Genomic DNA, 12,092 nt, shown 5'->3' on the forward strand with positions numbered 1-12,092 from the left:
CAGGGCGCACCTCCACGTCGACGGCCGGCTCGTCGAGGATGCCGTTGTCGATCCCCATCAGCTCGCTGTCGAACCAGCGGTGCAGCGTCCGGACCCAGCGCTCGCGGTCAGTGTCGAAGGGATCGACGTGGCCGACGCGGGTCAGCCACATCTTGCGGGTCACGCCCTCGCGGCCGAGGCCGGCCCACCAACGCGAGAAGTTGCGGGTTTTGACGTTGGTGTCCTGAAGCCCGTGGTAGACGAGGACGCTCGCCTCGACGTTGTCGAGGTTCGTCGTCGGGCCCCGCCGGTGGTCGCGCTCGGCCCAGAACTCGTCGTAGACGCCGGTCTCGTCGCTGTCCTCGGCCGCCATCCCCTCGAGGGTCTCGGTGCAGTCGATCGGCTCGGTGCGGTTGTCGGCAACGCGTCGCGAAAGACCCGTCGGGTAGTCCCAGCTGAACGGCAGACCCTGCGAGCGGTCGTAGTCGTACCAGGAGCTGATCGCGGAGATAGGCACGATCGTCTCGAGGCCCTCGACGCCGGTCGCCGCGACGCCGTTGGCGAGCGTGCCGTCATAACTCTTGCCGATCATGCCCGTACGCCCGTTGGTCCAGTCGGCCGTGACCGGCTGGCCCTCGGCGTCGACCGCCTCCGCGTTGCCGTTGAGCCACTTCACGACCGCCTCCACCGAGCCGACGTCGGAGACACCGCCCTGGTCGACGCAACCGGTGGAGCGCCCGGTGCCGGCCATGTCGACCGCGACGAAGGCGTAGCCGCGAGGCACGAAGTAGTTGTCGTAGAACAGCGGGAACTTCTCGGGCGTCCCGTCCTCGGCGTACGACTTGAACTCGCCCTCGTTGCCGCGGCCGACGCTGAGGTAGTAGGGGCTGGCGTCCATCACGACCGGTACGTCGACGTCGGCTCGCTCGGCCTCGACCGGCCGGATGATGTCGGCAGCCACCCGGTCGGCCTCGCCGTCGCCGTCGTAGTCGGGGGCGGTGACCCACACCGTCTCGCGAATGGCGTCGCGATAGCTGTTGACGGGCGCCGAGCGACCGTTCTGGAGCTGGTAGGGCCGCTCCGCAGCGGGGGCACCGCTGGCGGTCTGGCCGGTCTGGGTACTGAGTCCGGCGACCACCAACCCAGCAGCAGCGAGAGCGGTCACGAAGGGGCGGGATGAACGAGTCACGACACAACCTCGGGGAGAGTGCCCGGGTGGCCGAGTCCACCGAGGCTCCAATTCCACCCAACATCAGCCGGCGGAAGTCGTCAAGTGTGGGCGTCAGGGGTGCTCGCGCCAGGAGAGCCGGTCACCGGTCTCGGCTGTGGTCACGTCGGTCTGCACGAGCGCATCATCGAAGACCTCGTTCATGCTGCTGCCGCACTTGGCGAAGTCGGCGCCGTAGACGTGCAGCGACACCGTCAGTCCGGCGCCGGCCGCGCTGCTCACGCGGTGGATCTTCTCCTGGGGCGGCACCAGGGCGCAGACCGAGCCTGCCGCCTGCCGCACGTTGCCAGTGAGGAGCAGCGCCTTGCGGCTCCCCTGCACCACCAGGTCGAGGCGCTCCTGGTTCTCCTCACCCTCGAGCACGCCGACCACGCACCAGCAGCGGTGGTCGTGAATCAGCGTCGCCTGTCCGAGCCGCCAGACCAGCGCGACGAGCGAGTGTCCGCCTCTCCGCCATTGACTTCGGTCCGTCCGCGTACGACCCGGCGCCTCCGACTGCGGCTTTCTGGGCGCTGTGACGCGCCCCGCCTACCAGGGTCGCGACGCAAGGCACGACTCAGAGACCCAGACCCTCACCTCCTCGTCGAGCGGAGTACTGCGCACGCCGGGTGGGGCCGACCAATTGCTCGCTTCAACTCTGCATCGCGCCGCAGGCACGCGCCATGCTGGAGGACGTCAGACGTCAGCGCGTAGACCGGGTTGCCGGTCTCCGCCGTGTGCCGGCTTCCCCGCACCGGGGCAGTGGCTCTCGCGCCCACGACCAAGGTCGGGCTGATCCGTGGTGCGAACAACATGCCGGGGGGCTGGCTGATGTGGATGTTCGAGCAGCCAGCTCCGCGCACACGCCGAGGACGGGGAGCTGGACGAGGCGAAGTGGAGCAGCGTGAGCGACGAGCTCGAGCGGCTGCGAACCCCGCCGGGGGCGGCGACCTGACGGCTGGTTCAGCTCGCGCTAGTGATGCCTCGTTCAGGGGACACCTCTGATGACTAATCCAGAAGCCCAGCCAGCACAGTTGTCAGTTCCGGTACCCGGGTGGACGCGACCTCCCACACCAAGGCGTCGTCGATCTGCGCATAGCCGTGGACCAGGACGTTGCGGAAGGCGACGAACCGGGCGAGGTCCGGCACCCGGTCCGCCGTGGCTGAATCGACCTTGCTGAGCCGATTGAGCGCCTCGCCGATGATGTTGGAACTGTCGCTCGACCGCCGAGCGGAGCATGACGTCTTGTTGGTAGTCGTCCCAGCTCCGACCCGCCACGAACTCAACGACGCGACCCGCCGCTCGTCTGGCGTCCCAGATCAGCGCCGGCGCCTCATGCTGCATACAACTCTCGACTGGTGCTGGCGACCGACTTGGCGAAGTACGGGTTCTCCAGGGCAGCCGCCGAGACGAGGTCGACCGGGCGCCCGAAGAGGTCCTCAAGGTCTTCCTTGAGGCCGAAGTAGGCATCGAAGCGACTCACAGGTGCGTCGTCGAACTCGACCAGGAAGTCGATGTCGCTGGTCGCTTCGTCGAAACGATCCGTACCCGCGGAGCCGAACAGCAGGAGGCGCCGCACGGCGTACTTGCGACAGAGCGCCGCGATCGCGTGGCGATCGATCACCAGCGGTCCTGTCATGGCTGCCTCCTCTCGCATCGTCGAGCCCTCGCTAACAGTCTCCCACCGATGAGCCGCGAAGGAAGCGACTGCTTGTCCACAGCTCGTCGGCAATCGGGTTCGCCGAGGTCGACCGGTCATACGCTTGGTCCATGGCCACACCGACCCGACGCGCCAACGGCGAAGGATCTCGACCTGTTCAGCGCAAGGACGGTCGCTGGCAGATCCAGATCCGCCACACCGATGCGGACGGCGTCCGCGGGCGCGCGACGGTCATCGGAAAGACCGCCAAGGAGACCCGTCAGGAGGCCGAGGAGGTCCGAGCCAGGCTGAAGAAGGAGCTGCCGGCCCGCGACACCCGGCAGCTGGTCGACCAGTATGCCGAGACGTGGATCGTGACCACTCTGGCGAACTCGGACCGCAAGACGAGCACGAAGACGATGTATACGCGGCCGTGGCCCGCCACCACATCATTGGCAGCCAGCTCGGCGCGACGCCTATGCACCGGGTGCGGCCGAGCGCGGTCGACGGGTGGCTGGCCGAGCTCCGCCGCAAAGGGCTCAGCGACTCCACCAGACGCAACGCCTACACGATCCTCCGCGCCGTCTTCGACGCCGCGGTCAAGACCCGGAGCTCGGTCTCCTACTTGTGGCCGGACTTCGCCCTGCCTCTCGAACCATGACCCCGTCGATCGTTGCAAAAGGTGTGCGGAATAGGTGTGCAACCGTGGCGTGTAAAGGCGAGAGGCCGCCTTCCTGAACGGAAAACGGCCTCTGACCTGCGACTGCTTCGGTCGGGCTGACAGGATTTGAGCCTGCGACCCCTTGAAGTTGAGTAGGCGTTTGGGTCGAAGTTGCTCTCAATGGCGCAAACCGGCGTTGACCTGCTGGAACAGCGTCGTACGCCTTGTCCTCGCTTGCGCGAACCGAGATCCATCTGTGCGATCTTGACGGAGTTAACGGCTAGTAGACGTCCACGTACGAGCGTCACCGACACCATTGCGTGGATAGTTGCGACTATCGGATGACCCAACGAGGCTACCTAGCAGGCGCACTCGGGATGCATCAGCAACACCAACGCGACAATCGGCAGTGGCAGCGTTGCTTCCCCACCTTCGGCACGGCGCGGTCGGCTACGAGTGAGCGATAGCAACACGCAGCGGCGGCATCCAGATCCGGTTAGCGATCGTTACATCCCGCAGCGTGATCGGCCAGTGCGCCTCTCAGCACTCATCAACAACTTTCCCACTCTCGATGAGGACGAACGCGCGTACCTAGCTAGGTCAGTGCGCGCGGGCGAAGGCTGCGACGAGACCTGCGGCCAGGGCGGAACGCTCGACCATTCCGGCGATGCTGACGTGTTCGTGTCGCGCGTGAGCCCCCCCGCCGACGGCCCCCAGGCCGTGGAGAAGAGGAATTCCCATTGCTGCGACGAAGTTCCCGTCGCTGGCCCCGCCCACAGAGGCCTCCAGCAGGTCGATCCCCAGCCGTGCCGCCACTGCGCCGGCCAGTTCGTACATGTGAACGATGCCAGCCGTTCGCGGCATCACGGGCCGGTTCCACCCTCCCGTAACGACCAGTCGCGCCCGGTTGTCGCGCGGCGCGAGCGAGGCGAGTAGCCGGTCAACACGAGCTCGCTCCTCGTCGCTGGCCACCCGGATGTCGAGGTTGGCGCGCGCGGAGCCTGCCACCACGTTGGCGCGGCTGCCACCATGGAGGGTCCCGACGTTGATGGAGGTGCCCAGGCTCAAGTCCGCGGCGTCGTGCAGAGTGGTGACGACACGGGCGACCTCGTCGATGGCGCTAGCACCGGCCAGTGGGTCGAGACCAGCGTGGGACTCGACACCGTGAGCGGTGACGCTGAAAAGCCCTACCCCCTTACGGGCGGTCTTGACCGCGCCGTCTGCACTCGCCTCGAACACCAGCACCGCAGCGGCGTCCGCGCAGGCCGACTCGAGGAGGGGCCTCGAGAACGGGCTGCCGATCTCCTCGTCACCGTTGAACACGAGCCGGACCGGTGGTCGAGGCACGCCCAGTTCGGCGAGGACCCGCAACGCCCAAACCAGTTGGACGATACCGCCCTTCATGTCGAAGACGCCCGGTCCGGAGACATGGTCGCCGTCGACGCGCACTGGCCACGTCCGTAACGTCCCCGCATCGAAGACTGTGTCGTAGTGGCAGAGCCCGACCAAGGTGGAACTGCCAGAGCCTGGGTAGTCGAGCACCAGCACCGGGCCATGCTTCTCCGAAATGTGGGCTGCGCGGCCCGTCGGTTCTCCCAGTCGCTCGATGACCCACTCCTCGAGGTGTTTCACACCCCGGGCCAGCAGCTCAAGGTCGTCGCTGGGTGTCTCCAGCTCAGCCAGCGCCACCAGGTCGGCGACGAGATCGTGGGTCCGCTCTAGGAGCCAGGCGTGCATTTTTTCGGCCCCCACGTCGTCGACTACTGCGACGGGGGGCAGCGCTCTCATGCCGGACCGCCCTCGAGGACGGACAGCCGGTCCTCGGACATGGCCGCACCATTTTCGAGCTTGCCGATCTGCTCCAGCATCCCCCGCACCAGCGGGGTGTCTACACCGACGGAGGCAGCGGCCTCCAAGACGGGGCCGTAATGGGTGGGCACTTCGGTGGCCCGGTGGCGTACGGCGAGGTCGCGCCAGATTCCGCTGCGGTCTTTGGATTGGGTCCTGAGCCAAGCCACCAGCCCGTCGGTGGCCGCGTGTCTGGCCGCGTCGTTGGAACCTGCGTACGGTGTCGGGTCGAACCCGTCGAACGGCTCTAGGACGATCCCGAGCCGGACGGCGACTTCGAATACCTCGGCTGCCAGCCCGTGCATCAGCTCTCGGTGTCGGTCGATCAGGTCGGCCATGGGCGCGTCCGCCAGGGCGGTGGCGCTCAGCATCGCGCCAAACCCTAGCTTGGACCACAGGTAGCCAGAGATGTTGGCGGTGGCACGGGCGGGACCCCAACACTGGAGATCGGCGACCACTGACTCAACGCGCGGGGAGACCTCGGCGTCCATCTCCCCCACCACCAGCGCGCCAAGCCCGCCGTCGCGGATGACACCGGGACCGACGACGTCGGCAAAGAGGTTCACGAACGCGCCGACGGTGCGCTCGCGGCCAACTCGGGCCGCGATCACCTCTTCGTTCAGTCCGTTCTGCAACGACACCACGAAGCCGTCATCGGCGATCCGGGGCACGATCCAGTCCAGTGCCTCCTCGGTGGCCTGGGCCTTGACCGCCAGCAGGACGCGCCCGACGGTCTCTGGCCCGTGTTGGGACGTGAAGGCCGCGACCACCGGTACCGAGACAGTCTCCTCGCCACGGGTCAGCGAGATCCCGCCGGCGGAGATTGCTGCGATGTGCTCCCGGTCGACGTCGACCACGGTCACCTGGTGTCCGGCGCTGGCCAAGTGATGGGCAAGGGTGCCGCCAATCGCGCCGGCGCCGACCACTGTGTAAGGGGTGTGCTGTTGCGGTGAACTCACGTGTCTCCTCGATCAGGGCGTTTGCAGGGTGGTGGTGGTCGGAAAGTGGGTGGGCAGGTCGGTCGTGCCGGCAGTGGCGCCGCCGTCCACGCGCAGGACCGCCCCGGTGATGAAGCTGGCGCCATCGCTGGCCAGCCAGAACACTGCGGCGGCGACCTCTGTCGGGCTGCCCGCCCGGCCGAGTGGGTTCCTTGACACCGCGACTGAGTAGTCCTCGGTGACCGGATTGACCGGGCTGTTGACCTCGACGAAGCCGGGGGCGACCGCGTTGACCCGCACTCCGGCGGAAGCCAGCTCCACGGCGCACGCCTTGGTCGCCATCTCCAGCGCCGCCTTGGAGGTGCAGTAGTGCGCGGCTCCAGGTCTGGCCCGCGTAGCTGCTCCGGAGCTGATGTTGACGACCGAGCAGGGAACGTGTTGCCGAGCGACCGCGATGGTCAGCAGCACCGGCGCGCGCACGTTGACGTGCTGGACGCGGTCCCACCCGTCTGCGGTCATCTCGGCGAGCGGCGTCGCCGGGTAGATGCCTGCGGCGTTGACAAGAACCTGGACGGGCCCAGCCGTGGCGATGGCCTCCTGCACCACGGAGGCGCATCCAGGCCTTGCGAGGTCCGCAATCAGGGCGTGAGTCTCCACGCCGTAGCGAAGGCCCAGGGCGGTCATCGCCTGCTCCAGTTCCCGGGACCTAGCGTCCACACCGGTCACCCGGTCACCAACGGCCGCGAACGACTCGGCACAGGCGAGGCCGATGCCGCCCGCGGCACCGGTGACCAGCACGTGACGCTGGGTCACACGAACTCCTTATCCTTCGTCTCCGGCATGGTCGCGTAGACCACGCAACCGATCAGGGCTGCGGCGGCGGCGTAGAGCCAGGTCAAGTCGCGGTATCCGGCGCTGGCCATCCAAGTGGTGACATAGGGCGCGGTACCACCGAACAGCGCCACCGCCAGGGCGTATGGCACTCCGATCCCGGTCGCCCGGACCTCCGCTGGGAACTGCTCGGACATGATCACGGCACAGTTGGCGGAGTACCCGGCCAAGAAGGTCACCCCGATGAGCTCGACCAGGAGGAGCGTGCCGAAGGTGCCGTGCTCGAGGAGTTCGAACGCCGGGAATGCAAAGATGAGGAATCCGAAGGCGAACCCGAACATCGTCGGCTTGCGACCGAACCTGTCTGAGAGCAGCGCCACGAACGGGAGCAGGCAGATGAAGTACGCCGCCGCGATCATGTTGGCAAGCAATGCCTCGTTGAGGTCGATGCCCATCACGGTGCTCGCGTATCCGGGCATGTAACTCATCCACATGTAGTAGAGCAGGGTGCCGGCGATCGTGATGCCGACCACCCGCAACGCGGCCTTGGGGTGGTCACGGAACACGCCAAGTACGGGGTGCTTCACGCCAGTTCTGCCCTCGTCGCTGGCGCGGGTGAAGCTGTCGGTCTCTTCGACCGAAACCCTCAACCAGAGCCCAATCAGACCCAGGAGTCCGCCGAGGATGAAGGCAACGCGCCATCCCCAGCTGGCCATCGCGCCCTCGCTAAGCAGTGACGTGAGGATGTAACTGGTGCCGGATGCGAGGAGAACGCCGGCGCCGACCGAGACCTGCTGCCACGATCCGGCAAAGGCTCGGCGTCCGGGTGCCGCGGATTCGACCAGGAACGAAGAGGACGACCCGAACTCACCACCCGCGGAGAAGCCCTGGAGCAGTCTGGCGAGCACCAGAATTATTGGGGCCAGCACGCCAATCGCACCGTAGGTTGGCGTGATGCCAATGAGGATGGAGGCACCGGCCATCATGCCGATCGTGAGGGTCAAGCCCTTCTTGCGACCGTGACGATCCGCGTACGCACCGATGACCGCACCACCAATCGGTCGCATCACGAAACCGACGGCGAAGATGGCAAGGGTCGCCAACAGATTGACGATCGGGTCCTCGTTGGCGAAAAATTGTCCAGCGAAGATGGGCGCGAGAGTCGCGTAAAGGGCCCAATCGACCCACTCAACGGCGTTGCCGATCGAGCCGGCGATAATCGCCTTCCGCTGCCGGGGGTTCAGTTTGGTGTCGGGCGTCACGGGGGCCCCCGCCTTGGTGGTTGTCATGCAGACTCCCCTGAGGAGTTGTAGGGGGACGGACGCAGCAGATCGGCGATCTGAGCATGAGTGGCGAGCCAAACGTCGCTGTGCTGACAGATGTGGTCGAGCAGTGCGCGCAGCACCACAAGACGTGAGCGGTGACCGATGATGTGGGGATGGAGAGTCAACTGGAAGAGGCCACCCTCCGCCCGGGCAGCATCGAACTCGTCCACCCAGATCTGCAGGGCCGAACGAGGCGGCATGTACGGCCGCAGGCCCGCGTAGCGCTCCATCATGAAATAAGGGGCGTCGTCGCGGATCCACTCCACCGGAATTTCCACGATGCCTGTCCGCTCGCCATCGGCGAGCAGCTCATAGGGCTGGTCGTCGGCCATGAGCGAGGAATCGTAAACGAACCCCAGCTCGGCGATGATGCTCAGCGTGCTGTCTGAAAAGTCCCAGCTAGGCGTACGGATCCCGGTCGGACGGGTACCAGTCATCTTCTCCAGGACGTCAACGGCACGGCTCGTGAGATCTAGCTCGTCCGCCCGGGACAGGAGCATATTTCGCTCGTGGATCCATCCGTGAACCGCAATCTCATGGCCCCCAGCAACGTACAGGTCGACCTCTTCGGGGTGCAGCATGGCAGCGACCGCCGGCATGAAGAACGAGGCCGGGACGTCATACTCCTGAAGCAGCCGCATAATTTTCGGGGCAGCGACCCGGGCGCCGTACTCGCCCTGGGCGAGCTTCCCCGGGCTCGTCTCGCCGTCGCGAAGCGGGATCGTCTCGTGGTCGGAGTCGAACGAGATGGCGACGGCAACGCGTGCGTCACCGGGCCACCGGTCCGGGGTCAGATCCCGGCCGGCGCGAACACGTTCCACGTGGCCGCGCCACGTCTCCTCCGACCATTGCCAGGGCTCGCTGCTCATTCAGTCTCCTTCTTCGAGGGACGACCATCTGCGTCGATGGGGACCCAGGCGCGCTTGAGGGTCTGTACCTGCAGGGTGAGATCAGCAGACACCACACCCGGCAACTCACCAATGACGTGTGTCGTGTAGGGGTACAGGTCGCCGTACGAGGGCAGCACGCCCTGGAGGATCATGTTGTATCGGCCGGTAGCAGCGCTGACGTACCTCGTCGAGGGATGCTTGCCTAGCTTTTCGCCGACCTCCTCGAGGTGAGCGGGCTTTACGGTCAGCCACAGCAGGAACTCCACGTCTAGTCCGATCACCGAGGCTTCGAAAACTGTGCGGAACCGGAGGCAGCCCCGCTTGACTAGGGACTCGACACGGCGAGCAGCCGTCGACTCACTTACCCCGGCGCGCGTCGCGATGGTGGCGTAGGTCGAACGGCCGTCCTCGGCCAGTAATTTGGCAATTGCGAACTCCTGCTCAGTCAGCCGTTCGGGCTCGACCCAGTCGCGGTGGGCGTAGTCGGTGACGGTCCCGCTGTTGCGCAGGACATCGGTCGCCCGCCCGGCGAAGCCTCCGGGGTTCCACTCCTCGAAGGCGGTGAACTTCCGGATCACCACCATCGACTCGGATTCCAGGACGTCGCCGATACTCTCGAGTTGACCGATGACTGTCGTGAGGTCTCGGTGGCTCTTGACCACGACCTCCGCCGCCACGTCGAACGAGCCGGTTATTACCGTCACGAACCGCGGGGTCGAAAGCGAGGCGACCGACTGGGCCACGGCGAGAGACCGACCCGGTCGGGTCCGAAAGCGCATATACACCGAAATGCCAAGACCACAACGGAGGTGGTCGAGAACTCCGGTCACCGCCACCGTCCGGCTTGCCAGCAGGTGCTGTCCGCGGCGCGTCACCGTCGACTCCGCCACCTCCAGAGCCTGGGCGATCTGCTTCCAAGACGCGCGGCCGTTGAGCTGCAGCGCCATGACGATACGGCGGTTCAATTGATCCAGTTCGGCGATTTCCACCATGCGAAGGATAATGAATGATCAAATCCGTCATTGTCAAGTATCTCTGCACTCTATTTCCTCAGCGCGACAGATTGGAGCGCTCATCGAGACCGTTGAAGAGCGTGCGTGCCAGGCTTATTGGGGGTGTGGTCGGCGTCGTCGATCCCGAGGTCGGCGAGGTTGGCGATAGTCATGTCGCTCGGTCCGTGGCTGGCGCGACCCCCGCGGATCCGACCTCAGCTGGGACTGCCCCGACTTTGGTTGACACCTGACCTGTGAAGTTCGTCCTCGCTGGAAGAATCAGCGTTATGCCGAAGCCCTACCCCCAGGAGCTTGGCGACCACATCGTCGCAGTTGGCTTCGATGAACGCGGCTACTTCTTGTGTTGGCGGTCAAGCTTCGCCCCGAAGAAACTGGTGGGATCGCTTGAGTATCTCGTTGGCCCGCTTGAGCTCACGATTTTCCTGCTCGAGCATCCTCACCTGTACGGCGTCAGCGCTGCTGACACCCGCGGCCCTCGTCCATGTCGGCCTGGCGCACCCAGGACCTCACCGACTCCGTGCCCTGCCCCAACTACGCCGCAACGCGGTGGATCGTGCCGCGCTCGGTACCTAGGTCGGCACGCGCCGTCCTGACCATTCGCACTGCAGCGGCCTTCTCTTCAGGGCTGTAGCGACGCGTGGTCGGCTTCCCCGCGGTGGTGTCTTTCGGCATGTCCATCCTCGTTTCCAAAGGATGAAGTCTCTAACCAACCCCGCGCGAGTCAGGCCAAGCCAAAACTGTTGGTCTGGCGATACGGATGCTTGGCCGTCCCTGGACGCCGGGGCGCCGGCCGACTGGGTCTCCGGCGACAGGGTCTACGACCGACACTCCGAGCTCCGGATGATGCTCGAACAACGTCAGATGCCCTACGTGCTTGCGGTTCCAGTCAACCAGCGGGTGATCGCCACCATCGATAACGGCGCAGCCAGCAAGGTCGCCGAGCTCCGAGCCGACGCCCTCGCCACCACGCTGCAGGCTCAGGCATGGAAGATCTCACCCGGCGCCGACTCCAGGGGACCCCGCGTATATCACTGGGGAGTTGCGATCCGGCTCCTGGAGAGCGACGACAGCTACTGGCTGCTGGTCAAACGCAACCTGACCGATCCCGATGACCTGGCCTACTACCTGCGCTACGACCCCAAATGCGCCCGCTTCGCGAGCTGATGCACGTGGCAGGCGCCCGCTGGGCGATTGAGGAAGCCTTCCGGACCGCCACGGGCCAGGTCGGCCTGGACCAGTACCAGTCCGACGCTACGACAGCTGGTGTCGACACATCACGGGGCGATGCTGGCCCGTGCCTTCCTCATCGTCACCACCGCCGAGGCCGGCGCAGGAAGGGAGCGCCCCGCACGGTCGAGGAGCTGATCCCGCTGACGGTGCCCGAGGTTGGGCGGCTGCTCGCTGGCCCCATCTGGCAGCACAACAAGCCACTGATTCCGTCCTCGACTGGTCACCCTGGCTGCGACTACGCCAGGCCCGCGCCCGGCGATGCCACTACGCCACCAAAGGCGCCTCCCACATAACTGCGGCTGAAGTACTAGTTCTCGAGGAGCGTCGACAAGAATCCACACGTGCGTCGGACAGCTCCTCGCCAGAGTTAGATGAGTAATGATCAGAGCCTGTGGATGGCCCTTGGCCGGGTGACGTGAAGGAGCGCACCTTCCCGAGGATGATCTGCAAGACATCAGGTTCGGATCAGGACCGGCGTTGGCGCGCTGGTTCGGGAAGGTACGCCCATGCTCAAGGTAGTCCAGGAGACG

Annotated in this window: 11 protein-coding genes and 2 pseudogenes; 2 read left to right on the forward strand and 11 right to left on the reverse strand. The window is 65.9% G+C overall.

Annotated features, from left to right (window positions below; translation table 11 throughout):
* The 4 genes and pseudogenes from H7290_RS13985 to H7290_RS14000 all read right to left on the reverse strand — a co-directional run.
* Positions 1-1,168: CocE/NonD family hydrolase (locus H7290_RS13985; RefSeq protein WP_290514628.1), on the reverse strand; the 1,168-nt coding region annotated here is incomplete at its 3' end.
* 93 nt (positions 1,169-1,261) lie between these two features.
* A pseudogene (locus tag H7290_RS13990) lies at positions 1,262-1,648 on the reverse strand (cysteine dioxygenase family protein); the annotation flags it as partial.
* A gap of 546 nt (positions 1,649-2,194) precedes the next feature.
* Positions 2,195-2,473, reverse strand: coding sequence for a DUF86 domain-containing protein (locus H7290_RS13995; protein WP_290514629.1), 279 nt, complete (start codon positions 2,471-2,473; stop codon positions 2,195-2,197).
* A gap of 47 nt (positions 2,474-2,520) precedes the next feature.
* On the reverse strand, positions 2,521-2,826 hold the full coding sequence (locus H7290_RS14000) for a nucleotidyltransferase domain-containing protein (RefSeq protein ID WP_290514630.1): 306 nt from the start codon (positions 2,824-2,826) through the stop codon (positions 2,521-2,523).
* Between the two features lie 367 nt (positions 2,827-3,193).
* On the opposite strand from H7290_RS14000, the gene H7290_RS14005 reads away from it, so the two are divergent.
* Complete coding sequence (locus H7290_RS14005) at positions 3,194-3,487, forward strand: hypothetical protein (RefSeq protein ID WP_290514631.1); 294 nt, start codon at positions 3,194-3,196, stop codon at positions 3,485-3,487.
* Positions 3,488-4,087: 600 nt separating this feature from the next.
* On the opposite strand, the gene H7290_RS14010 is transcribed toward H7290_RS14005, so the two are convergent.
* From H7290_RS14010 to H7290_RS14040, 7 genes and pseudogenes are all read right to left on the reverse strand, one after another.
* Positions 4,088-5,275 carry a M20 family metallopeptidase gene (locus H7290_RS14010; RefSeq protein ID WP_290514632.1) on the reverse strand — a complete coding sequence of 396 codons (1,188 nt, stop codon included), beginning with the start codon at positions 5,273-5,275 and terminating at the stop codon, positions 4,088-4,090.
* On the reverse strand, positions 5,272-6,294 hold the full coding sequence (locus H7290_RS14015; protein WP_290514633.1) for a ketopantoate reductase family protein: 1,023 nt from the start codon (positions 6,292-6,294) through the stop codon (positions 5,272-5,274). Before H7290_RS14015 ends, H7290_RS14010 begins: the two co-directional genes overlap by 4 nt.
* Positions 6,295-6,306: 12 nt before the next feature.
* Entirely contained in the window at positions 6,307-7,086 is a 780-nt protein-coding gene (locus tag H7290_RS14020; protein ID WP_290514634.1) for an SDR family oxidoreductase, read from the reverse strand.
* Positions 7,083-8,393, reverse strand: coding sequence for an MFS transporter (locus H7290_RS14025; RefSeq protein WP_290514635.1), 1,311 nt, complete (start codon positions 8,391-8,393; stop codon positions 7,083-7,085). Before H7290_RS14025 ends, H7290_RS14020 begins: the two co-directional genes overlap by 4 nt.
* Positions 8,390-9,298 (reverse strand): polysaccharide deacetylase, encoded by a 909-nt coding sequence (locus H7290_RS14030; protein WP_290514636.1) that lies wholly within the window; start codon positions 9,296-9,298, stop codon positions 8,390-8,392. The genes H7290_RS14025 and H7290_RS14030 overlap by 4 nt, the downstream gene beginning before the upstream one ends.
* Positions 9,295-10,311 (reverse strand): Lrp/AsnC family transcriptional regulator, encoded by a 1,017-nt coding sequence (locus tag H7290_RS14035; protein ID WP_290514637.1) that lies wholly within the window; start codon positions 10,309-10,311, stop codon positions 9,295-9,297. Before H7290_RS14035 ends, H7290_RS14030 begins: the two co-directional genes overlap by 4 nt.
* 293 nt (positions 10,312-10,604) lie before the next feature.
* Positions 10,605-11,004 (reverse strand): annotated as a pseudogene (locus tag H7290_RS14040) (transposase); the annotation flags it as partial.
* Positions 11,005-11,193: 189 nt separating this feature from the next.
* On the opposite strand from H7290_RS14040, the gene H7290_RS14045 reads away from it, so the two are divergent.
* Entirely contained in the window at positions 11,194-11,496 is a 303-nt protein-coding gene (locus H7290_RS14045; protein ID WP_290514638.1) for a hypothetical protein, read from the forward strand.
* The last annotated feature ends 596 nt before the right edge of the window (positions 11,497-12,092 follow it).

It is taken from the genome of Aeromicrobium sp. (genome assembly GCF_014378035.1).
GTDB lineage: Bacteria > Actinomycetota > Actinomycetes > Propionibacteriales > Nocardioidaceae > Aeromicrobium.